This window comes from Variovorax sp. KK3 (assembly GCF_001984055.1).
Lineage (GTDB): Bacteria > Pseudomonadota > Gammaproteobacteria > Burkholderiales > Burkholderiaceae_C > Variovorax.
On record NZ_LYVO01000028.1, the window covers coordinates 59,197 to 81,265 of the forward strand.

Consider the following 22,069-nt stretch of genomic DNA (forward strand, 5'->3'; position numbering starts at 1 on the left):
AAGATACGTGTTTGTACCGCATGCGAGGGTCAGCAGGCCGTCAGCCGCGCGACGCGATAAACAACCCATGAGGAGACGACACCGGGCCGCTTGTGCGGCCCTTTTGATGGGCGCCGCAGCGTTGCTGCCCGCCACCGCGCAACAGGCACAGCCCCGCACGCTGGGCCTGGACGACGTGCTGTCCGCGAGCCGCGACAACCCCGACGTGTTGCTGGCGCGCCAGCAGCTCGCGGCCGCGCGCGCCGACGTGCTGGCAGCCGACCACGCGCCGGCACCGCTCCTGACCGGCAAGCTCAGTTCGATCGACCTGCAGAACGGCATCGGCAACGGCGGCCTCGGCCGCAAGCGCATCGACAGTTCGCTCGGCATCGACTGGACCTGGGAACGCGGCGGCAAGCGCCGCGCGCGCACCACCGCGGCCGAGCGCACGGCCGACGCCGCATCGGCCGAACTCGACGACACGCAACTGCAGCAACGCATCGCGGCCGGCAGCGCCTTCTTCGACCTGCTCGGCGCACAGGAGCGCATCGCCGAGGTGCAAGAGATCGAGCGCAGCGCAGCACAGCTGGCCTCCACCGCCGAGCGCCGCGTGCAGGCCGGCGACCTGCCCGCGCAGGAGTCCGCACGCACCGCCATCGAGGCGCAACGCAGCCGCGTCGAGCTGCGCAGCGCACAGCTCGAACGCGATCGCGCGCAACTGGAGCTCACGCGACTGCTCGGCCCTGCGGCCGCCGTGCGCGGCCTGGCTGCGCGGCCCGATTGGCCCGCATTGGCGCTGCCCGCACAGGACGCCGACCTGGCCGCGCTGGTCGACCAGCGTGCCGACGTGCGCGCAGCCCGCGAACGCGCGGCCGCCGCCGAGGCCTCGCTCGCCGCCGCGGAGGCGCAGCGAAGCGCCGACGTGACCTGGGGCGTGTCGATCGACCGCTATCCAGGCACATCGAATCGCCTGCTCGAAGTGCGCGCCACCGTGCCCCTGAACTGGGGCTACCGATTCGAAGGCGAGATCGGTCGCGCACAGGCCCAGTACGCACAAGCGCAGGACCAGCTCGACAAGGCGCGCCATGAAGCCAATGTGGAACTGCAGCGCCTGCGCGAGGAAGCGCTGGCCAATGCGCAGCGCCTGCAGCGCTTCGAGGAAGACATCCTCACGCGCTCACGCCAGGTCGCCGACAGCGCCGAGTTGGCTTACCGCAAGGGCGCGATGTCGCTCACCGACCTGCTCGATGCGCGCCGCACGCTGCGCGCCACGCAGCTCGACGCCATCGCCGCCCGCGTCGATCACGCCAAGGCCGCGCTGGCCTGGCGCCTGCGCACCCAGCCCCAGGCCTCGCCATGACCATCCACGCCCCCGCCCTTCGCCACCCTTCCATGCTGCTCGCGTCGATCGCGCTCGCGGCCATCGCGTCGCTCGCGGCGTGCAGCGATCGCGAGACGCCCGCTGCCGAGGCCGAGCCGCCGGCGCCGATCGTGCAGAACAACCAGATCCGCTTCGCGCCCAACCATCCGCAGCTCAAGCTGCTCACGCTCAGCGAGGCCGCGCCCGGCAAGAGCGTGCGCGCCGAACTCCCGGCACGGCTGGTGTGGAACGAGGAGCACACGCAACGCATCTACCCCGCCTTCGCCGGCCGCATCACGGCCATCCGCGCCGACCTGGGCGATGCGGTGCGCCCGGGCATGCCGCTCGCGCTGCTGGCCTCGCCCGACTTCGGCATCGCGCAGGCCGACACGGCCAAGGCACAGGCGGACGTGTCCCTCGCGCACAAGAACCTGCAGCGCCAGCGCGAGCTGTTCGACGCCGGCATCGTCGCGCGCAAGGAACTGGAGCAGGCCGAGGCCGATGCCGCGCGCGCGCGGGCCGAGGTCGCACGCGCCGGTGCGCGCACCGCGATGTACGGCGGCGGCAGCGGCGTCAACCAGCGCCTCGCCATCACCGCGGGCATCGCCGGCGTCGTGGTCGAGCGCAATCTGAATCCGGGGCAGGAACTGCGCGCGGATCAATCGGGGCCCGGCGTGCCGCCGCTCTTCGTGCTCAGCGACCCGACCACGCTGTGGGTGCAGATCGACGCGCGCGAATCGGAGGTCGCCACGCTGCGGCCCGGCGCCGTGTTCAAGCTCAGCGTCGCGGCGCTGCCAGGTCAGGTCTTCGAGGGCCAGGTGAGCGCCGCCGCCGATGCCATCGATCCCGCGAGCCGCACGATCAAGGTCCGCGGTGTCGTGGCCAACCCGGAGCGGCGCCTCAAGGCCGAGATGCTGGCCACCGCGCAGTTCGAGCGCATGCTGAGTTCGGGCGTGGTCGTGCCCGCCTCCGCCGTGATGCTGCGCGGCGCCCAGCAATCGGTGATGGTGCAGGTGCAGCCGGGCGTGTTCGAGGCGCGCGAGGTGCGCGTTGGCCATGCGGGGCCGTCCGAGATCGTCGTCTCGCGCGGCCTCGAAGTGGGCGAACTGGTGGTGAAGGAAAACGCACTGCTGCTCGCGCGCGAGCTGCGCCAGGCACAGGAATCGGCCGCCGCGGTGGTCGAAGCCGAGTCGGCCGATCCGAAGAAGATGAGCGCCAACGCGGCAGGCGCCGGCAAGCCATGAAACGCCTGATCCAGTACGCGCTGACGCAGCCGCTCTTCATCGTGCTGGGCACGCTGCTGTTCGCGCTGGCCGGCATCGTCGCCTTCAAGAACCTGTCGGTCGAGGCCTTTCCCGACGTCACCGACACGCAGGTCACGGTGATCGCGCTCTACCCGGGCCGCGCCGCGGAAGAGGTCGAGAAGCAGGTGACGCTGCCCATCGAGGTGGCCTTGTCGGGCCTGCCCAATGCCATTCGCGTGTTCTCGCACACGCAGTTCGGCCTGTCCTTCACCGTCGTCACCTACGACGACGCGGCCAAGGTGCAGGAGGTACGGCAGCAGGTCAACGAGCGCCTGCGCGGCGTCGACCTGCCGCCCGGCGTGGAAGCCGACATCGCGCCCAACGCCACGCCGGTCGGCGAGATCATGCGCTACCGCCTGCGCGGCGACGGCCTGTCGACCACCGAGCTGCGCAGCGTGCAGGACTGGACGGTCGAGCGTCAGTTGCGCCAGGTGCCCGGGGTCGCCGACGTGGTGGCCATGGGCGGCTTCATCAAGCAGTACGAGGTGCAGCCCGACCTCGACAAGCTGCGCGCGTACAAGCTGAGCTTTCAGAACCTGCTCGACGCGCTGGGCCGCGGCAACTCGAACGCCGGCGGCAGCTACGTCACGCAGGGCGCGCAGCAGTACGCCATCCGCGGCATCGGCCTGCTGCGCTCGGCCGACGACATCGGGCGCATCGTCGTGTCCTCGCGCGGCGCCACGCCCATCCTCGTGCGCGACGTCGCGCGGGTCGAGGTCGGCGCCGTGCCGCGGCTCGGCACCGTGGGGCAAGACCTCGACGACGACGTCGTCACCGGCATCGTGGTGATGCGCAAGGGCGAGAACCCGAGCGTGGTGCTCAAGGGCGTGAAGGACAAGCTCGCGCAGCTCAACGCGCGCGGCCTGCCGCCCGGCGTGGAGATCGTGCCCTTCTACGACCGCACCTGGCTCATGGGCAAGACGCTCTCGACCGTGTTCCGCAACCTGGTCGAAGGCGCGCTGCTGGTGTCGCTGGTGCTGTACCTGTTCCTGTCGAACCTGCGCGCGAGCCTGGCGGTGGTGGTGGTGATTCCGCTCGCGCTGCTGGCGACCTTTCTCGGGCTCAAGATCATGGGCGTGCCGGCCAACCTGCTGAGCCTGGGCGCGATGGACTTCGGCATCATCGTCGACGGGGCCGTGATCGTGATCGAGAACATCATGCACCGCCTGGCCGAGCGCGGCGAAAACATGGACGAGGACGAGCGCCGCCGCACCATCGTCGACGCCGCCAGCGAGGTCGGGCGGCCCACGCTGTTCTCGATGCTGATCATCATCGCGGCGCACATCCCCATCTTCGCGTTGCAGCGGCACGAAGGCCGCATCTTCCAGCCGATGGCGCTGTCGGTCACCACCGCGCTGGTGGGCTCGCTGATCTTCTCGCTGACGCTGGTGCCGCTCTTGGCCTACCGCATGCTGCGCCGCGGCCTGCCGCATGGCGACAACCGCGTGGTGTCGGCCAGCAAGCGCGTGTATGCGCCGGTGCTCGACTGGGCACTGGCCCACCGCAAGCAGGTGGTGGGCATCGCGCTGGCCGCATTCGCGTTGGCGCTGGTGGCGGCCTCGCGGCTGGGCTCCGAGTTTCTGCCCGAGCTCAACGAAGGCACGATCTGGGTCAACCTGCGCCTGCCGTCGAGCGTGTCGAACGACGAGGCCGCGCGCGTGCTGCGCAACGTGCGCAAGGCCCTGCTCGCCGTGCCCGAGGTGCGCACCACCGTGTCGAAGGCCGGGCAGCCCGAGGACGGCACCGACCCCAAGACCATCAGCATGGCCGAGATCTTCGTCGACGTGAAACCGCCGGAGCAATGGCGCAAGGGCCTCACGCGCGAACAGCTCATCGAGCAGATGGACCGCGCCGTCTCGGCCCTGCCCGGCATGGAGCCTTCGTTCTCGCAACCGATCCGCGACAACGTGCTGGAGTCGATCTCGCAGATCGACGGCCAGATCGTCATCAAGGTCGCGGGCGACGACCTGGGCACGCTGCGCAAGATCACCGAGGCCATCGAGCACGAGGTGCGGCAGGTGCCCGGCGTGTTCCGTGCCGAGATCGACCGGCTCGGCGACCTGCCCCAGCTGGTGGTCGACATCGACCGCGAGCGCGCGGCGCGCTACGGCCTCAACGTCAACGACGTGCAGGACGTGATCGAGGCCGCGCTGGCCGGCAAGTCGGCCACCTACTTGTGGGAAGGTGAGCGCAAGTTCTCCGTGGCCGTGCGGCTGCCGCAGGAGCGGCGCGCCATCGCCGCGCTGGGCGCGACGCCGGTGGCCACGCCCGACGGCAACTACACCACGCTGGGCGCCGTCGCCGACATCCGAGAGACCAGCGGCGCGATGAATATCGCGCGCGAGGCCGGCCGGCGCACCATGGCGATCGGCATCTTCATCAAGGACCGCGACATGGGCTCGGTGGTGAAGGACATGCAGGCCCGTGTGGCGCAGAACATCAAGCTGCCTGCCAGCTACACGGTCGGCTGGTCCGGCGAGTTCGAGAACCAGGAGCGCGCGATGGCGCGGCTGGCGGTGGTGGTGCCGATCTCGCTGCTGCTCATCTTCGTGCTGCTCTTCGATGCCTTCAAGTCGCTCAAGATGGCCTCGCTGATCCTGCTCAACGTGCCGCTCGCGCTGGTCGGTGGCTTCGTGGCGTTGTGGATCTTCGGCATCCCGCTGTCGGTCTCGGCCGCCATCGGCTTCATCGCACTCTCGGGGCAGGCGGTGCTCAACGGCGTGGTCATGCTGTCGGTGTTCCAGCAGCTGCGCGCCGAAGGCATGGCGGTGCAGGCCGCCGTGCGCGAAGGCTCGATGCAACGCCTGCGTACCGTGCTGATGACCGCCATGCTGGCCGCGCTCGGGCTGCTGCCCATGGCGCTGTCGCACGACATCGGGTCGGAGACGCAACGGCCGCTCGCGATCGTGGTGATCGGCGGGCTGGTCACCGCCACGTTGCTCACGCTGGTGGTGCTGCCGGCGCTCTACGTGGCCTGGTTCGCGCCGCGCGGCCGGGCGGCGGCGCAGGCGCGAAACCCCGAAGGCGGACAGGTCAAGACACATTCCGCTTTACCCTGACATGGGGAGAAGGTTCAAACTCGCCCTCCCATCCCCCATCGAGGAGCCACGACGATGAGCCAGAAATTCCAGGTCTCGGGCATGAGCTGCAACCACTGCATCAGCGCCGTCCAGAATGCCGTGCAGACGGTCGACCCCAAGGCGCAGGTCACGGTCGACCTCGAGACCGGCCACGTCGACGTGCTGAGCGCCCAGCCGCGGCAAGACATCGCCTTGGCCATCGAAAACGCCGGCTACCGCGTCGAATAGTTCACATCGCGCGGGTCCGGCGCAGCCGGGGCGTTGGAAACTGTTGAATACCTTTGTTTCAAAGTGCAAAATGCGCGCTGCGCTCGCGGTCGCACCTTGGTATGCGATCGCCTTCTGAACTCGAAGGGTCCTTCATGCTGTCGAATCTCATGCCCGCGTCGGTGCGCGAGGCCGCCTACCGCCGCAAGTTTCTGGAAAACCGCGACGAGAACCTCTTCATGGGTTCCTTCGAGAGCTACGCGGCCGCCGAGGCTGGAGCGCCTTCGTCCAAAGCCGTCGGCTACGACAACGCACCGGCCGACGCCTTCTACAGCCACCAGGTCGCCTTCTACGACTACCCCGGCCTCTTCTGGCTCGGCCGCGCCCTGGACGAAGGCATGCGCACCGTGTTCGACCTGGGCGGCCACGTCGGCATCAAGTACTACGCCTTCCGCCGCATGGTCAATTACCCGGCCGACCTGCGCTGGACCGTCTGCGACGTGCCCGCCGTCGTGAAGAGCGGGCGCGACCTGGCCGTGCAGCGCGAAGTCACGCAGCAGCTGGGCTTCACCACCGATATCCAGGACATGGACGGCTGCGACGTGCTCTATGCCTCGGGCAGCCTGCAATACCTTCCCAAGCGGATTTCCGAGACCCTGGCTTCGCTGAAGACCAAGCCGCGCCGCATCATCCTCAACACCACGGCCGTGAACTCGGAGCGCACGCTCTATACGCTCAACAGCATCGGCTTCGCCGTGTGCCCCTATCGCATCCAGCATCACGACCAGCTGCTGGCCGAGCTGGCCGAGGCCGGCTACAAGCGCCGCGATGCCTGGCGCAACGAGGGCAAGCCGATCGAGGTGCCATTCGTGGAAGCCGGCGACAAGGCTTACTTCGCCGGCTGCTGCTTCGACCGTCAGTAGCGCGCTTCGCCAGCTCTACCGGCAGCCACCGCCGGCCAGGCTCGACCCACGGCGCTCGTCAGAAGCGCCTGAGCAACGACAGCCGCCGTGCGAGGCGCCGCCCCGCCGCCCGCAGCCATTCGAGCGCCCCCGGCGACGCCGTCGTCACCTGGCCCGCCCGGCGCGCCGACACCGCACAGGCCAGCCGCCCGCCGCAATGGACGAGGCGCGTGAACAGCTCTTCCTCCAGGCCCGCAGGCACCGGATGCATGCCGATGGCGCGCGCCGTCTCGCGCATGCAGGTCGCCGCGCTCGCGTAGACCGCCGACAGGTGATCGGTCGCCGCATCCAGCACCTGCACCACTTCGGCATCGGTGAAGCGCAACGCCGCAGCCGGGCCGCTGTCGAGCAGCACCGCAGACTCGTCGACGTAACGCTCGAGCGCCTTCCAGCCGAAGGTGCGGATGTCGACCAGCGTCGCGGCCGACGCGAGGCTGGCCGACGCCTGCCGCGCACGGGTCATGTCGAGCACCTGCGCGTCGAAGCGTTCGGTCGAGGCCGTGAGCGCCTGTTCCATCCGAACCTGCAGCAGTGCGAGGCAGGCGCGAGCCGGAGTCAGGTGTTCCGACGGTCGGAGACCGGGCGCTTGCAAAAGAGGTCGGGGCATCGCCGCATCGAGGTTCATGTCCCGATGCTGCGGCCGAACTTGGGAGAAAAGTAGGCGAAACGTCGATAGCCGACTGCCGGCCGCACTAGGCGCCGCGCACCATCGACAGCACCTTGCCCGCGTCGAGCGTGCGGGCCTTCTCCTGCATGGCCGGCAGGTAGCGCGTCTGCAGGCCCTGCGCCTCCTGGGTGAGGCCGCTGAACGCCTCTTTCAGCATCTGCGTCGACAGCGTGCGCCCGCCCGCGTAGTAGCGCTTGGCCACATGGCCCAGGGCGTAGGTGCTGACGAAGCTCATGCCCGAGCTCACCGCCTGCTTACCCAGGCCGCCCAGCAAGCCGCCGCCCACCTTGCCGAGCAGCCCGCCCAGCAGCTTGCGGCCGGCCTGCTCCAGGTACTGCGAGGTCAGGCCCACGCCGACGGTGGCCAGGAAGTCCTTGACGTGGCCGCTGTCGAGTTCGTAGCCGTGCGCCTTGCCGATGCGGTAGACCAGCTTCATCTGCAGCGGAATGATCGCCATGGTCGAGAGCGTCTCGGGCAGCAGCTCGAGCGCGCCGTTGAGGATCGCGGCGTTCAGGATGGATTGGTCGAGCGCCGCGCTGTCGACGGCCGGCGTGGCGGGGGTCGCGGCGGCCGTCGCGGTGGTTGCAACGGCCGTCGCGGCAACTGGCGCCGCCAGCGGCACCGCCGCGATCGCCTCGGCCTGCTGAGAGAACTGCGTCGCCGACGCGGCATCCAGCCCGAGCGAGGTGCGCGCATCGCTCAGGAAGGCGCGCTCGGCGTCCGACTGAGTGCCGTCGGCGTCGCACACGCACACCGCCATTTCGTAGGCCAGCTGCCGCGCGTCCGCGCTCTTGAGCTCGCCCGCCACCGAGGCCAGGGACACCCGTTTCATCAGCACGTCCTGGTAGAGCATCGGCAGGTTCACCCCGTCGGCCTGCGACAGCCCCTCGGCGATGCGCTTGATCTCGGCGCGTTCGCGCTCGTGCTTGTCGCCGTCGACGAAGGCCGCCAGCAGGCTCAGGCTCACGATGGCGCGGGTTTCGGAAGGGGTCACGGTGGCGTTCTCCAGTCAAAAGCAAGGCCCTGTTCGTGCGGCCGCCGGCCCAAAGGTTCCGGGCCGCTACCATCCGCCCCATGTTCTCCCCACCGCGGATCTTGATCGCCGAAGACGAATCCGGGATCGCCGACACGCTGCAGTACGTGCTGAAGACCGATGGCTTCGTCCCCATCTGGTGCCCGACCGCCGAAGAAGCCATCGCCCAGTTCGCGGCCGAGCCGCCGGCGCTGGCGATCCTCGACGTCGGCCTGCCCGACATGAACGGCTTCGAGCTGTTCAAGCGGCTGCAGGCGCTCAACCGCGAGCAAGGCGGTGCCGAGGTGCCCATGCTCTTCCTCACCGCGCGCAGCGACGAGATCGATCGCGTGGTGGGCCTGGAGCTGGGCGCCGACGACTACGTGGCCAAGCCCTTCTCGCCGCGCGAGCTGGTGGCGCGCGTGCGCAGCATCCTGCGCCGCAGCGGGCGAAGCAATGGGCATGCGGTGCCGGCCCCCGCAGCCGCGTCTGCACCCGCCGCGTCCACCGCGCCGCCGGCTGCCTCGCCCTTCGTCCTCGACGCCGAGCGCATGCAGATCCGCTACTACGGCCGGCTGCTCGAACTCTCGCGCTACGAATACGGCCTGCTGCGTCTGCTGGTGCAGCGCCCGGGCCGCGTCTTCACGCGCGACGAACTGCTGCAGCTCGTGTGGGACGACGCCAGCGACAGCTTCGACCGCACCGTCGACGCACACGTCAAGACCCTGCGGGCCAAGCTGCGTGCCGTCGCGCCCGAGGTCGAGCCGATCCGCACTTTGCGCGGCACCGGCTACGCGCTCAACGAAGAGCTGCCGCCATCGAACCCGAGATGAGCTGCGAGTGGCCGCCGCCGGGCCGCCCCAAGGCGGCCAGCCCCCTCGGGGGGCAGCGAGGACGCGAAGTGCCGAGCGTGGGGGTCATCCTTTGAGTCGCCGGACCCGCATCTTCATCGGCATCCTGCTGATCTATGCAGCGGGCATCGCCTTCCTGCTCTACCGCGTGGTGGCCGACATCGACCCGCGCTACCGCGAGTCGGCCGAGGAATCGCTCGTCGAGACCTCTCAGCTCCTGGCCAGCCTGGTCGAGCAGGACGTCATCGCCGGCGCCATCAACCCCGCGCGCCTGGAGCCGCTGTTCCGCTCGGCCTACGCGCGCCAGTTCTCGGCGCAGATCTACAACCTGCACAAGAGCCGGGTCGAGCTGCGCATGTACGTCACCGACCGCAGCGGCCGCGTGCTCTTCGATTCGCAGGGCCGCAGCACCGGCGCCGACTACTCGAAGTGGAGCGACGTCAGCCGCACCCTGGCCGGCATGTACGGCGCCCGCACCACGCGCGACATCGAGAAGGACCCGCTCACCTCGGTGATGTACGTGGCCGCCCCGGTGCGATGGAACAACGAGATCGTCGGCGTCGTCAGCGTGGGCAAGCCCGTGCAGGCCTTCGGCCAGTTCGTCGAAGACGCGCGTGCGCGAACGCTGTGGGTGGGCGTGGGTTCGGCCTTCGCACTGCTGGTGGGTGCGTTGATCATCTCGGTCTGGCTCGTGCGGCCCTTCGGCCTCATGTCCGACTACTGGCGCTGGCTGCGCGCGCAGCGCAGCTTCAGCCTCGGCCGCATGCTGCGCCGCGCGGTCGACACCCTGCGCAGCGGCTTCGGCGAAATCCGCGACGCGCTGACCGGCCGCAGCTACGTGTCGGACTACGTGCAGACCTTCACCCACGAGATCAAGAGCCCGTTGTCGGCCATCCGCGGCGCCGCCGAGCTGGTGCAGGAACCGTCGATGCCGCAGGCCGAGCGCGAGCGCTTCCTCGCCAACATCACGCACGAAACGCAGCGCATTCAGGAGATCGTCGACCGCATGATGGAGCTCACCGCGCTCGAAACCCAGCGCGCGCTGGACCGCAGCGAGACCGTCGCACTCGCGCCCCTGCTGCGGGAAGTCGCAGCCAGCGCCCAGGGCGCCGCGGCCGCACGCGACATTCGCCTGCACCTGGCCATCGACACCGAGGCGCGCGTCGAAGGCGACCCGTTCCTGCTGCGCCGTGCCGTCAGCAATCTGCTGGACAACGCGGTCGACTTTTCACCCGCCGGCGCCGAGGTCGCGCTGGCCCTGCATGCCACCGCGCGCGAGGCCCGCATCACCGTGCGCGACCACGGCCGCGGCATCCCCGACTACGCCAAGGACAAGGTCTTCGAGAAGTTCTATTCCCTCGCGCGCCCCCACAACCAGAAGAAGAGCACCGGCCTCGGCCTCGCCTTCGTGAAGGAGATCGCCGGGCTGCACCGCGGGCGCATCGAACTCGCGAATGCGCCGCGCGGCGGGGCGCTGGCGACGCTCACGTTGCCGCTGACGGCCTACGTGAGTTAGTGGCCCGTGTCACGCCCGCGTTCGTTTCACCAGCGTGGCGATCGGCAACACCAGATGCAGCGGTTGGATGCCGAACGGAATGAAGCCGTGATGCAGGTAAAACGCGGCGGCGGCTTCATCCTTGGCATCGACCAGGAGTGCGAATACCCCCATACCCGACCGCATGGCACGAAGCCCTGCATCCCAGAGCAGCGCTGCCCCAAGTTGCTGCCCTTGAAACGAATGCCCGACCGCCAGGCGGCCAACACGCGCCACCGGCACCACCGGATAGCGTGGCAATTTTTTCGCCACAGACTCGGCGAGATCGGTCAAGGGGACACTGCTTGCTGCGAGTGTGTAGTACCCGGCGACCACTTCCGTTTGCACATCGACCGCCACGTAGCAGACGCTCGTGTTGCGCCGCATGTCTTGCGTAGCCTGCTGACGCAGGTATCGGTCCAACGCGGCGCTCCCACATTCGAGGCTCGCGCGGTCGTGCTCGGGCGCAAGCACCTCGATCCGGAACCGCCCTGTCATCGACCAGGCACGATCAACTTCTTATGCGCCTTCGCCGCACGCGCCATTGCATGAGGGAGTTGAGGCGGCTCCAACAGCAGTGCAGCGAAGCGCTGCTGCTCCTCCATCGACAGGCGGATGATCTGAGCTTGCTCGATGGTGCGCCGCGCGGCTTCCTGTGCGGCACCCACGAGGAAGTCACTGACGCTGCGACCTTCGATTTCCGCAGCACGCCGGACGATGTCCAGGACGTCTGGTGCAATTCGCGCTTCGACACGCTCGGTGCGGGATGTGATGGGAGCCATGTCAATTTCCTTGCTTGAGGACACTGAAGGAAATGTACGTTAATTTCCCGTACAAACTCCAGAAACCGGTGAAACCCATGAAGCAGACATTTCTCTCGAAGGCCCACACTTGCTACGCGCCGCCGTGGCCACGAGCGGACGCGACATGTTCGGGCGTTACCCGCTGATCGAATCCAACGAGACCGGGTTCGCCGGATGATGCCCGCCGGCATCACGCGGCGACGCTGATACCTGCCGGCGCAGCTACCGAAACAAATCCAGGATCCGCGACCGCTCCTGCTCCGTCGGCACCGCCCCCACCGACGCCCCGGCCAGTGTCTCGGCCGGTGACGACGGCGTCGAGCCCAGGCCCAGGCTCGCGATGCCGCGACCGGGCGCGTAGTCGTCGTAATACCACTCGCCCTCCACCTGAACCACACCTTCGGGAACCGGCATGGCAGCCACGGGCACACCGCGCAGCGCGGTCTGCATGTAGCCGGTCCACACCGGCAGGCTCAGGCTGCCGCCGGTTTCGCCGCGCACGCCCAGTCGGCGCGGGGTGTCGTATCCGATCCAGGCGATGCCGACCTGCGTGGGCTGGAAGCCGGCGAACCAGGTGTCGACCGAGTCGTTGGTGGTGCCGGTCTTGCCGTGCAGGTCGTCGCGCTTCAGCGCCTGCCAGGCCTTGATGCCACTGCCGTGGCGCACGACGCTCTGCAGCAGCGAGCGCATCACGAACGCGTTGCGCTCGGGGATCACGCGGGCCGATTCGTCCAGCGCAGCGGGCGGTGCGTCCACCAGCACCTCGCCCTTCGCGTCGGTGATGCGCGTGACCAGCCGCGGGCTGACGCGGTAGCCGCCGTTCGCGAACACCGCGTAGGCGCCCGCCATCTGCATCGGCGTGACCGCGCCCGCTCCCAGCGCCATCGGCAGATAGGCCGGGTGCCGCGCACGGTCGAAGCCGAAGCGCGTGGCCCAGTCCTGCGCATAGCGCGGGCCGATGGATTCGAGCACGCGGATCGTCACCATGTTCTTCGAGCGCTCCAGCGCGCGGCGCAGCGTCATCGGGCCGTCGAAGCCGCCGTCGAAGTTCTTCGGCTCCCAAGGCTGGCTGCCGGTGGCCGCGGCGTCGAAGAAGAGCGGCGCATCGTCGACCAGCGTGGCCGGCGTGAAGCCCTTCTCCAGCGCGGCCGAGTAGATGAAAGGCTTGAAGCTCGAACCCGGTTGGCGCCAGGCCTGCGTCACGTGGTTGAACTGGCTGCGCGCGAAGTCGAAGCCGCCGACCAGCGCCTTGACCGCGCCGTCGCGTGGGTCGAGCGCGACGAAGGCGCCCTCGGCCTGCGGCATCTGCAGGATCTCCCAACCGCCCTGCGGCGTCTTCGTGATGCGGACCACCGCGCCACGTCGCACGCGCAGCGGGGCGGCCGCGCGCGGCGACAGGCCCGGCTGCGCGAGCCGCAACCCCGCGCCCGTGACGCGCAACGATTCGCCGTCGGCACGCACCACCGTCACCGACTTCGCATCGGCCTCCAGCACCACGGCTGCCAGCAGCTCGTCGCTGTCGGGGTGGCGGGCCAGCGCCTCGTCCACCGCATCGTCGAGCGCGGCGGCATCGTCAGGCAGTTCGACGAAGCGCTCCGGCCCGCGCCAGGGCTGGCGCCGTTCGTAGTCCAGCAGTCCCTTGCGCATGGACTCGTAGGCTGCGGATTGGTCCGCAGCGACCAACGAGGTCTGCACCTTGAAGCCGCGCGTATAGGCCTCGCGGCCGTACTGCGCCACCATCAGCTGCCGCACCGTTTCGGCCACGTACTCCGCATGCAGGCGCGGCGCGTCCGAGGGGGCACGCAGGTGCAGAGGCTCCTTCTTCGCGGCCGCTGCCTCTTCGGCGCTGATCATGCCGACCTCCTGCATGCGGTCGAGCACGTAGAGCTGGCGCGCCCGCGCACGACGCGGATTGACCACCGGGTTGTTCGCCTGCGGCGCCTTCGGCAGGCCCGCGAGCATCGCGGCCTCGGCCAGCGTGATCTGCGCGAGCGGCTTTCCGAAGTAGGTCTCGGAGGCGGCCGCGAAGCCGTAGGCGCGGCGGCCCAGGAAGATCTGGTTCAGGTAGATCTCGAGGATGCGTTCCTTGCCGAAGCGCCGCTCCAGCTCGAAAGCCAGCATCGCTTCGGACAGCTTGCGCGTGAGCGTGCGCTCCTGGCTCAGGTAGATCTCGCGCGCCACCTGCATGGTGATGGTCGACGCGCCCTGGTGCAGCCCGTGCCGGAGGTTCGCCACCACCGCGCGCAGCAGGCCGACCGCATCGACGCCCGGATGCTCGTAGAAGCGCGCGTCCTCCACGGCGACCACCGCGTCCTGCATCACTTTCGGAATGTCGGCCAGGCGCGTGAAGGTGCGCCGCTCTTCGCCGTACTCGCCGATCAGCACGTCGTCGGCCGTGTAGATGCGCAGCGGCTGGCGCGGCTGGTAGTCGTCGAGCGAGGACACGTCGGGCAGGCGCGGATGGAGCACCGCGACCGCGATGCCGACGGCACAGAGCGAGGCGAGCGCGCCGCCGGCAGCGAAGCCCAGGGTCCAGCGAATCACGCGCTTCATGCTTGCACTCCCGCAGCCGATGGCGCGAAGGCCGCCGCCCTGGCCCCGCCGAGCGCATACCAGTCGACCTTGCGCGTCGCCAGCATCAGCACCGCCAGCATGCCGAAGATCAGCAGCGCACCCAGCAGCAGCGCGTTGCTCTCGGACGCGAGCAACCCGTAGAGCGCGCCATAGAGCAGCGCGACGAAGGCACCGAAGGACGCGCCGCGCCGCCAGCCGCCTAGCACCGCGCTGAAGTAAACCGCGAGCAGCAGCACGCTGGCCCCGGCTGCACCCGCATACGCGATCCAGAAGGCCACCTTCTCCGACAGCGCCAGCAGGAGCAGGAAGAACAGCGCGATCGACAGGCCCACCAGGCCGTACTGCACCGGGTGCAGCCGCAGCTTGCGGAACAGCTCGAACATGAAGGCCGCCATCAGCACCAGGCCGATGAACAGCAGGCCGTACTTCGAGGCCCGCGTCGACATCGCGTAGACATTGAGCGGCTGTGCCAGCGACACGTCGAAGCTTTGCAGCGACAACTCACCGGCCTGCGGCGGCCGCCCGTCGCGCGCGCCGCGCATGCCTTCACGCACCTGCTCGCGCGCCGTGGTCACCAGCGAGGCCACGCGCCAACGCGCATCGAAGCCCTGCGCCGTCACGCTGCGCTCGGATGCGAGGAAGCGGCCGCCGAAGCTCGGGTGCGCCCACGGCGACGCGAGGTGCGCGGTGGTGTCCTCACCGATCGGCACCATCGCCAGGCGCTCCTGTCCGACCAGCCCCAGCTTCAGCGCGAAGGGCAAAGGCTTGCCGGACTGCCAGGCTTCCAGCGCCGCGCCGGTCAGTGGCGCATGGATGCCGTTGGCCAGCCGCGCATCGTCCGCAAGTCCCGGCAGCCGCTGCTGGAAGCGCAGCGCCTCGCCCCCGAGCTGAAGCGCGGGCGAGCCGTCCAGCCCGCGGAGGTCGCTGACGTGCAGGGCCACGTAGGGTGCGCCGAGTTCGACGGTCGAGCCCTTCTCGCTGCGCGGCACGCCGGCCGCATCGAAAGCCGCGAAGCCACCGTCCAGCGTGGCGTCGAGCGTGTAGAACGGAATGCGAAAGATGCCGCGATAGCGCTCCTGCGGCGCCAGCCGGCCTTCGATGTGCATCCGGTCGGGAAACACCAGGTGCGCCATCTCCTTGCTGCGCGCTTCGTGGCCGACCACGCGGCCCTGCGCATCGCGCAGCGGCTCCATCCAGCGCTCCACGTAGGGCTGCACGACCAGCGGCCCCACCAGCGTCTGCGCGCCGGCATAGGTGGAGGCCAGCTCCTGCGCCGCCTCCTGCTGGCTGCGGCCGCGCTCGTGGGTGAGCGAATCGATCTGCGCCAGCGGAATGCACAGCAGCACGGCCAGCAGCAGCAGTCCGCCCACCTTGGCCAGCACGGAGTTTCGGATCATCTGAAGCACGGGATCTCTCCTCGTCGTTGTCGATGTGCCGATGCTGGCCGCGCCATCCGAAGAGGATGTGAAGTGCCGCCACCCGCAGACTTCACACAGGCTTCACACAGCGCCGCACGCTTCAAGAAGGCTTCCCACTGCGTTCGCGTGCGCCCTCGACATTGGCTGCCGTGCGACGTTGCACGACACCCAACGAGGGAACAAGGACCATGGAAGCCACCACCACCCGCCCCGGCCGCTGGCTCTGGCTCACGACCGTCGCGATCGCCGGCGCCGGCTTCGCACTGCTCGTCGCCAGGCCGATTCATGCGCAGGAAGCGCCGCGGCTCAAGACCGAGAGCCCGTACTTCTTCGTCAAGAGCGACGACCCCGCCGTCGACCAGCTGCCGCTGAAGAGCACCGACGTCGACGTGAAGGTCTCGGGCGTAATCGCCGACGTCACCGTCACCCAGACCTACCGCAACGAGGGCACGCGCGCCATCGAGGCCCGCTACGTGTTTCCGGGCTCGACGCGTGCCGCCGTCAACGGCCTCAACGTGCGTCTGGCCGACCGCCTGATCACCGCGCAGATCCGCGAGAAGCAGCAGGCGCGCATCGACTACGACGCCGCCAGGAAGGAAGGCAAGACCGCCGCCCTGCTCGAGCAGCACCTGCCCAATGTGTTCCAGATGAACGTGGCCAACATCCTGCCGGGCGACGAGGTGAAGGTGGAGCTGCGCTACACCGAGCTGCTGGTGCCGCAGGCCGGCAACTACCAGTTCGTGTTTCCCACGGTGGTGGGCCCGCGCTACAACAGCCCGCAATCGGCGCAGAAGGATGCGAAGTGGGTCGCGCAACCGACCCTGCGCGCAGGCGTCGCGCCCGACACGGCGTTCCGCATGAAGCTCGCGCTCGACACGCCGCTGGTCATCAAGGAGATCCGCTCCGCCACGCACGCCATCGACATCCGCAAGAGCAGCGAAGACCAGCATGCCGAGGTCGTGCTCGCGCGCAGCGCGGCGCCCGCCAACGACCGCGACTTCGTGCTCGACTGGCGCCTCGCCGGCGAGAAGATCGAGTCGGGCCTGATGCTCTACCGCGGACAAGGCGACAACCCCGAGAACTTCTTCCTCGCCATGGTCGAGCCGCCCAAGTCGGTGGCGGCCAGCACCGTCTCGCCGCGCGACTACATCTTCGTGGTCGACATCTCGGGCTCGATGCACGGCTTTCCGCTCGACACGGCCAAGGTGCTGCTCGAACGCCTGATCGGCGGCCTGCGGCCCAGCGACACCTTCAACGTGATGCTGTTCTCGGGCAGCAACCGGATGCTTTCGCCGCAGTCGGTGCCGGCCAGCCGCGCCAACATCGAGCAGGCGCTCGCCACCATCAAGAACTACGCCGGCGGAGGCAGCACCGAGCTGATCCCGGCGCTGAAGCGCGTGTATGCCGAGCCCAAGGCCGAGAACGTGTCGCGCACCGTCGTCGTCGTGACCGACGGCTACGTGACCGTGGAGCGCGAGGCCTTCGAGCTGGTGCGCAAGAACCTGTCGAAGGCCAACGTGTTCGCCTTCGGCATCGGCAGCTCGGTGAACCGCCACCTCATGGAAGGCCTCGCGCGTGCCGGCATGGGCGAGCCCTTCATCATCACCGACCCGGTGCAGGCGCCCGAGCAGGCCGCGCGCTTCCGCCGTATGGTCGAGTCGCCGGTGCTGACCAACGTCAAGGCCAGCTTCGGCGGGCTGGAGGTGTACGACGTGGAACCGCAGGCCATGCCCGACGTGCTGGGCGAACGCCCGGTGATCGTGTTCGGCAAGTGGCGCGGCGAGGCCAAGGGCCGGGTGGTGATCCAGGGCCAGGACGCCGAAGGCCCGTTCCGCCAGGAGCTGGCGATCGACGGCAAGACCCGGCAGGACGCCGCCGCGCTGCGCAGCCTGTGGGCGCGTCACCGCATCGCGAGCCTGAGCGACCAGGAGTCGCTCGAAGGCGGCGATGCCTTCAAGCAGCGCATCACCGACCTCGGCCTGCGCTACGGCCTGCTCACGCAGTACACGAGCTTCATCGCGGTCGACAAGGTGGTGCGCAATCCGGCGCCGCAGGCCGCCACCTCGGTCGACCAGCCGCAGCCGCTCCCCAAGGGCGTGGGCGAAACGGCGTTGGGCCAGGGCGCTGCGCTCGGTGCCGAAGTGCCGAGCACGCCGGAGCCCGAGACCCTGGGCGCGATCGCCGTCGCGCTGTCGATGCTGGCCATGCTGCGCCGTCGCTTCCGTCGGCACGATGCGCGCCGCTTCACCGCCTGAGGACCGAAGGATGACGCTCGATCAACTCGCACGCCGGCATCCGCACGTGTTCGACGGCGGCATCCGCCTCGACCGCGCACCGGTCGCCGCCTGGCTGGCGCTGCAGGCCGCGGCGCTGGTGCCGACCTGGGCCTGGATGGCGCGCCGGCTCGGCGACGGCTCGGACGATCCGCTCGGCCTGCTGGCATTGGCTGCGCTGGCGGCGCTGGTGTGGCACTGGCGCGCCGCCCTGCGCGCGGCACCTCGGCTGGGCTGGCTCGCGCTGGCCGGCGCCGGCACCGTCGCGGCCACCTTGCTGCGCACCGGCATCGGCCCGCTGCCCGCGCTGCCGCCGCTTGCTGCCGGCCTGCTCGCCGTGCTGGCCCTGGCGGCGGGCCTGCTCGCCTTCCTGCCGCGGCAAGTCGCCAGGCTGCCGGTGCTGGGCTTGGCCGTGCTGGCGCTGCCACTGCTGTCTTCGCTGCAGTTCTACGCCGGCTACCCGCTGCGCGTGATCACCGCCGAGGCCAGCCGCTGGCTGCTGGCGCCGGGCTTCTCGGTGCTGCGCGAGGGCAGCAGCCTGCTGGTCGACGGCCGGCTGGTCATCGTCGATGCGCCCTGCTCCGGCGTGCAGATGGCCTGGCTCGGCTACTTCTGCGCCTGCGTGGTCGCGCTTTGGGCGCGCCACGGCGACCGGCGCTTCGTCGCGCGCCTGCCGGCCGTCGGCCTGCTGGTGCTGGCCGGCAACATCCTGCGCAACAGCGTGCTGGTGGGCTTCGAAGGCGCGGGTCACGCGCTCGCGCCCTGGCTCCACGAGGCGCTGGGCCTGGTGGTGCTGGCCCTGGTCTGCGGCGCCATCGCCCGGCTGATGGCGCCGGTGCGCCGGCCGCCGCCTGTCGCCTCCCGTGCCATTCCCGGCCTCATCACCGCTCCCGGAGCCCGCCATGTGGATACAGCCCTTTCTTGAACGCTGCTTCGGCAACCGCTTCCTCAACCGCATCGCCCACAAGGCCGGCTTCGCGCTCGCCATGGTGCTGTGCCTGCTGTGGTCGGCCGCCGCCGCGTTGCGGCCGGCGGCACCCGCTCCCATCGCGAGCTTCCAGGAGTGGCCCAGCCAGTGGGACGGCGCGCCGCTGCGGCCGATGGCACTGGGCGCGGTCGAGCAGCGCTTCGCCGAGCGCTTTCCGGGCGCCATGGCCCGGCTGACCGACGGCCGCCAGACCCTGGTGCTGCGACGGGTCGAGGCGGCCACCCGCATGCTGCACCCGGCGACCGACTGCTACCGCGCGCTCGGCTACCGCATCGGCGACCCGCGGCTGGAGCGCGACGTGGAGGGCCGACTGTGGCGTTGTTTCGTCACCGAGGGCCATGACGGGCAAAAGTTGAGGGTTTGCGAGCGCATCGTCGATGCCCGGGGCGCTGCTTTCACCGACACTTCGGACTGGTACTGGGCGGCGGCCACCGGCCGGTCGACCGGGCCCTGGCAGGCGGTCACCCGCGCCAGCCCGGTCGCGTTCGAATGAGTGAGCATGTGAGTGCGTGAGAGAGTGAGAAAGACTTGTTGAAGAAAGCCCTGCTGTTCCTGCTCTTCGGGCTGCTCGCCCTGGTGCTGACCACCGCCGTCGCCATCTACCTGGTCGTGCGCTTCGCGCTGGCGCCCGGTCCCGGCGAATGGCCCACCCGCGTCCAGGCCGGGCCCTTCACGCTCAACGTGGGCGTGCCCACCGCGATCCGCCTGGCCACCTCCTCCTGGTTCGCGCCCTGGCTGGCCGGCCACCGCTTCGAAACCGATCACGGCCCGGTGCAAGTGGGCTGGATCGAGGAGAGCAATACCCTGGTGCTGGACTGCGCGCCCTGCACCGCCTCGGTGCCGGCCCTGGGCACGCAGCCCCTCAAGCTCGACACCCTGCGCTTGACGGCGCGGCGCGACGGCCCCTCGCTGGCCGGCACGCTCGAGGCAGCGCCGGCCGCCACCACCGTTTCAAGCCTAGCCGGCGACAACCAGCTGCGCGCCCGCTGGGACGGCCGGCTCACGCAGGCCACGCTGCAGCTGCACGTCGACGCGCCCGAGGCGCCGATCGCCCGCTGGTACGCCGTGCTCGCCCCCTCGCTGCCCGAGCTGCAGCGCGCCAAGATCGGCGGCACCATGGCGCTGCGCGCGCAGGTCAATCTGCCGGCCGGGCGCTTCTCGGCGAATCCGCGCATCGAGCAATTCACCGTCGAGGGCCTGGGCACCGAGGCCCTGCTCGACGCCCGCACCGCCTGCGGCCCGCCGGCCAGGCTGCCCACTGACAGCTGGCTGGCCCGCGCCGTGATCGCGGCGGAGGACCAGCGCTTCTTCGGCCACTACGGCTACGACCTGGCCGAACTCACCGCGGCGCTCGACGCCAACCAGAAAGCCGGCCAGGTCGAACGCGGCGGCAGCACGCTGACCCAGCAGCTGGCCCGGCTCGTCGCCACCGGCAGCGAGCGCAGCGCCGATCGGAAGCTGCGCGAGCTGCTCTACGCGGTGGAGATGGAGCAGACCCTGGGCAAGGCGCGCATCCTGCAGACCTACCTGGACAACGCGCCCTGGGGCGAGGGCGGCCTGTGCGGCGCCGAGGCCGCGGCCAAGCGCTACTTCAAGCGCAGCGCCCGCAACCTGGAGCCGGCGCAGGCGGTGTGGATGGCCGCGATGCTGAACAACCCGGGCGCGGCGGTCGAGAAGTGGCGCCGCGACGGCCGCATCGACGGCGAGCGCGCCAAGTGGGTGGCCGAGAACGTGCGCGGCATCACCCGGCCCCAGCGCGATGCACTGCTGCGGCAACTGGCCGCGGCACGCTTCGCACCGCCGCAACCCTGAAACGGGGCGCGCCGCACCAAGCCGGCGCACGCCTGGCGGCGTCTTCTCCGACACGCGCGCTGGCATATGTCTTGCGATGTCGGCATCGATGGATGCTGCCACCGCCCCTCCCCCTGCGGCTGTCGAAATCGTCGCGCTGACCAAGCGCTACGCCGCCGGCACGCCACCCGCGGTCGACCAGATCGACCTGCGCATCGCCAGCGGCAGCTACTGCTGCCTGCTCGGCCCCTCCGGCTGCGGTAAGAGCACCACGCTGCGCATGGTGGCGGGGCACGAGTCGGTGTCGGCCGGCGACATCCTGCTGGACAACCGCAACATCACCCACCTGCAGGCGGCCGGCCGCGGCACGGCCATGATGTTCCAGAGCTTCGCGCTCTTCCCGCACCTCTCGGCGCTCGACAACGTGGCCTTCAGCCTGAAGATGAAGGGCGTCTCGAAGGTCGAACGCCATCGCCGCGCCGGCCAGTTGCTGGAGCGCGTGGCCATGGGCCACCTGGCGCAGCGCAAGCCGGCCGAGCTGTCCGGCGGCCAGCAGCAGCGCGTGGCCCTGGCCCGTGCCCTGATCACCGAGCCGCGCGTGCTGCTGCTGGACGAACCGCTGTCGGCGCTCGACCCCTTCCTGCGCATCCAGATGCGCGCCGAGCTGCGGCGCTGGCAGAAGGAGCTGGGCCTGACCTTCATCCACGTCACGCACTCGCAGGAAGAGGCGATGGCGCTGGCCGACACCATGGTGGTGATGAACCACGGCCTGATCGAGCAGGTCGGCTCGCCGCACGAGGTCTACAACCATCCGGCCAGCGAATTCGTCGCCCGCTTCATGGGCGGCCACAACGTGCTGGCCGTGCCCGGCGGCGGCCTGATCGCCGTGCGCCACGACCACACGCGCATCGCACCCGACGGCGAGGGCCTGGCCGCCGATGTCACCGACGTCGAGTACCAAGGCACCTACGTGCTCATGGGCTTGCACCTGGCCGAGTCGACGCCCGAGCGGCGCGGCGTGTCGGTGCAGCTGACCGAGCGCGCCTTCGCGGAGCGGCCCTACGCTGTGGGCGAGCGCGTGCGGCTCTCGTGGACGGCGGCCGATGCCCGCGTGCTCGGGCCCGGCGCGACACGGCCCGAGGCTCGATCGCCCGGCACGCCGAGCGTTCGACAGCCGCTGGCCGCCCTCGCCTCGATGGCCGCCTGAAATGACGCTCTCCCCCAGGCTCCCCCACTTCGTGTGGTCCGCCAACCCCCTCACCGGGG

General features: G+C 69.9%; 18 protein-coding genes. 12 read left to right on the plus strand and 6 right to left on the minus strand.

Annotated features, from left to right (window positions below):
• Positions 1-67: 67 nt before the first annotated feature.
• The 5 genes from B0W80_RS15575 (at position 68) to B0W80_RS15595 (ending at position 6,853) form a co-directional block, all read left to right on the plus strand.
• Complete coding sequence (locus B0W80_RS15575; RefSeq protein WP_143684641.1) at positions 68-1,339, plus strand: TolC family protein; 1,272 nt, start codon at positions 68-70, stop codon at positions 1,337-1,339.
• A complete protein-coding gene (locus B0W80_RS15580) occupies positions 1,336-2,583 on the plus strand; it encodes an efflux RND transporter periplasmic adaptor subunit (protein WP_077000065.1) in 1,248 nt (415 codons plus the stop codon). Before B0W80_RS15575 ends, B0W80_RS15580 begins: the two co-directional genes overlap by 4 nt.
• Positions 2,580-5,702 carry an efflux RND transporter permease subunit gene (locus B0W80_RS15585; RefSeq protein ID WP_077000066.1) on the plus strand — a complete coding sequence of 1,041 codons (3,123 nt, stop codon included), beginning with the start codon at positions 2,580-2,582 and terminating at the stop codon, positions 5,700-5,702. Before B0W80_RS15580 ends, B0W80_RS15585 begins: the two co-directional genes overlap by 4 nt.
• 54 nt (positions 5,703-5,756) lie before the next feature.
• On the plus strand, positions 5,757-5,951 hold the full coding sequence (locus tag B0W80_RS15590) for a heavy-metal-associated domain-containing protein (RefSeq protein WP_077000067.1): 195 nt from the start codon (positions 5,757-5,759) through the stop codon (positions 5,949-5,951).
• Positions 5,952-6,085: 134 nt separating this feature from the next.
• Complete coding sequence (locus B0W80_RS15595; RefSeq protein WP_077000068.1) at positions 6,086-6,853, plus strand: TIGR04325 family methyltransferase; 768 nt, start codon at positions 6,086-6,088, stop codon at positions 6,851-6,853.
• Between the two features lie 58 nt (positions 6,854-6,911).
• Here the strand turns inward: B0W80_RS15595 and B0W80_RS15600 are convergent, their stop codons facing one another.
• Positions 6,912-7,409: a hypothetical protein gene (locus B0W80_RS15600; protein WP_077000069.1), complete on the minus strand. Its 498-nt coding sequence runs from the start codon at positions 7,407-7,409 to the stop codon at positions 6,912-6,914.
• 175 nt (positions 7,410-7,584) lie between these two features.
• Positions 7,585-8,553, minus strand: coding sequence for a YcjF family protein (locus B0W80_RS15605; RefSeq protein WP_077000070.1), 969 nt, complete (start codon positions 8,551-8,553; stop codon positions 7,585-7,587).
• 80 nt (positions 8,554-8,633) lie between these two features.
• On the opposite strand from B0W80_RS15605, the gene creB reads away from it, so the two are divergent.
• The gene (creB, locus tag B0W80_RS15610) at positions 8,634-9,404 is read left to right on the plus strand and encodes a two-component system response regulator CreB (RefSeq protein ID WP_077000071.1); all 771 of its coding nucleotides are present in this window, start codon (positions 8,634-8,636) and stop codon (positions 9,402-9,404) included.
• 91 nt (positions 9,405-9,495) lie between these two features.
• Positions 9,496-10,938 carry a two-component system sensor histidine kinase CreC gene (creC, locus tag B0W80_RS15615; protein WP_077000072.1) on the plus strand — a complete coding sequence of 481 codons (1,443 nt, stop codon included), beginning with the start codon at positions 9,496-9,498 and terminating at the stop codon, positions 10,936-10,938.
• A gap of 9 nt (positions 10,939-10,947) precedes the next feature.
• Here creC and B0W80_RS15620 read toward each other — a convergent pair whose 3' ends face one another.
• From B0W80_RS15620 to creD, 4 genes are all read right to left on the minus strand, one after another.
• Positions 10,948-11,343, minus strand: a complete 396-nt coding sequence (locus B0W80_RS15620; RefSeq protein WP_306171861.1) for an N-acetyltransferase — start codon at positions 11,341-11,343, stop codon at positions 10,948-10,950.
• 107 nt (positions 11,344-11,450) lie between these two features.
• Positions 11,451-11,738 carry a DUF1778 domain-containing protein gene (locus B0W80_RS15625; protein ID WP_077000074.1) on the minus strand — a complete coding sequence of 96 codons (288 nt, stop codon included), beginning with the start codon at positions 11,736-11,738 and terminating at the stop codon, positions 11,451-11,453.
• 243 nt (positions 11,739-11,981) lie between these two features.
• Positions 11,982-14,312, minus strand: coding sequence for a penicillin-binding protein 1A (locus B0W80_RS15630; RefSeq protein WP_077000075.1), 2,331 nt, complete (start codon positions 14,310-14,312; stop codon positions 11,982-11,984).
• On the minus strand, positions 14,309-15,730 hold the full coding sequence (gene creD, locus B0W80_RS15635; protein WP_077000076.1) for a cell envelope integrity protein CreD: 1,422 nt from the start codon (positions 15,728-15,730) through the stop codon (positions 14,309-14,311). Before creD ends, B0W80_RS15630 begins: the two co-directional genes overlap by 4 nt.
• 209 nt (positions 15,731-15,939) lie before the next feature.
• Here creD and B0W80_RS15640 point away from each other — a divergent pair, with 209 nt between their 5' ends.
• From B0W80_RS15640 to B0W80_RS15660, 5 genes are all read left to right on the plus strand, one after another.
• Positions 15,940-18,006, plus strand: coding sequence for a VIT domain-containing protein (locus B0W80_RS15640; RefSeq protein WP_077000077.1), 2,067 nt, complete (start codon positions 15,940-15,942; stop codon positions 18,004-18,006).
• Positions 18,007-18,016: 10 nt separating this feature from the next.
• Positions 18,017-18,949 (plus strand): exosortase Q, encoded by a 933-nt coding sequence (gene xrtQ, locus B0W80_RS15645; RefSeq protein WP_077000078.1) that lies wholly within the window; start codon positions 18,017-18,019, stop codon positions 18,947-18,949.
• Positions 18,927-19,505 carry a hypothetical protein gene (locus tag B0W80_RS15650; RefSeq protein WP_077000079.1) on the plus strand — a complete coding sequence of 193 codons (579 nt, stop codon included), beginning with the start codon at positions 18,927-18,929 and terminating at the stop codon, positions 19,503-19,505. Before xrtQ ends, B0W80_RS15650 begins: the two co-directional genes overlap by 23 nt.
• Before the next feature lie 35 nt (positions 19,506-19,540).
• Positions 19,541-20,824 (plus strand): biosynthetic peptidoglycan transglycosylase, encoded by a 1,284-nt coding sequence (locus B0W80_RS15655; protein WP_256856590.1) that lies wholly within the window; start codon positions 19,541-19,543, stop codon positions 20,822-20,824.
• 88 nt (positions 20,825-20,912) lie between these two features.
• On the plus strand, positions 20,913-22,010 hold the full coding sequence (locus tag B0W80_RS15660) for an ABC transporter ATP-binding protein (RefSeq protein WP_256856591.1): 1,098 nt from the start codon (positions 20,913-20,915) through the stop codon (positions 22,008-22,010).
• The last annotated feature ends 59 nt before the right edge of the window (positions 22,011-22,069 follow it).

Excerpts from the sequence above, each read along its gene's own strand:
- B0W80_RS15575 (WP_143684641.1), top strand. The coding sequence starts at position 68 with ATGAGGAGACGACACCGGGCCGCTTGTGCGGCCCTTTTGATGGGCGCC.
- B0W80_RS15580 (WP_077000065.1), top strand. The coding sequence starts at position 1,336 with ATGACCATCCACGCCCCCGCCCTTCGCCACCCTTCCATGCTGCTCGCG.
- B0W80_RS15585 (WP_077000066.1), top strand. The coding sequence starts at position 2,580 with ATGAAACGCCTGATCCAGTACGCGCTGACGCAGCCGCTCTTCATCGTG.
- B0W80_RS15590 (WP_077000067.1), top strand. The coding sequence starts at position 5,757 with ATGAGCCAGAAATTCCAGGTCTCGGGCATGAGCTGCAACCACTGCATC.
- B0W80_RS15595 (WP_077000068.1), top strand. The coding sequence starts at position 6,086 with ATGCTGTCGAATCTCATGCCCGCGTCGGTGCGCGAGGCCGCCTACCGC.
- B0W80_RS15600 (WP_077000069.1), bottom strand. The coding sequence starts at position 7,409 with ATGGAACAGGCGCTCACGGCCTCGACCGAACGCTTCGACGCGCAGGTG.
- creB (WP_077000071.1), top strand. The coding sequence starts at position 8,634 with ATGTTCTCCCCACCGCGGATCTTGATCGCCGAAGACGAATCCGGGATC.
- B0W80_RS15620 (WP_306171861.1), bottom strand. The coding sequence starts at position 11,343 with ATGCGGCGCAACACGAGCGTCTGCTACGTGGCGGTCGATGTGCAAACG.
- B0W80_RS15625 (WP_077000074.1), bottom strand. The coding sequence starts at position 11,738 with ATGGCTCCCATCACATCCCGCACCGAGCGTGTCGAAGCGCGAATTGCA.
- B0W80_RS15630 (WP_077000075.1), bottom strand. The coding sequence starts at position 14,312 with ATGAAGCGCGTGATTCGCTGGACCCTGGGCTTCGCTGCCGGCGGCGCG.
- creD (WP_077000076.1), bottom strand. The coding sequence starts at position 15,730 with ATGATCCGAAACTCCGTGCTGGCCAAGGTGGGCGGACTGCTGCTGCTG.
- B0W80_RS15640 (WP_077000077.1), top strand. The coding sequence starts at position 15,940 with ATGGAAGCCACCACCACCCGCCCCGGCCGCTGGCTCTGGCTCACGACC.
- xrtQ (WP_077000078.1), top strand. The coding sequence starts at position 18,017 with ATGACGCTCGATCAACTCGCACGCCGGCATCCGCACGTGTTCGACGGC.
- B0W80_RS15650 (WP_077000079.1), top strand. The coding sequence starts at position 18,927 with ATGTGGATACAGCCCTTTCTTGAACGCTGCTTCGGCAACCGCTTCCTC.
- B0W80_RS15660 (WP_256856591.1), top strand. The coding sequence starts at position 20,913 with ATGGATGCTGCCACCGCCCCTCCCCCTGCGGCTGTCGAAATCGTCGCG.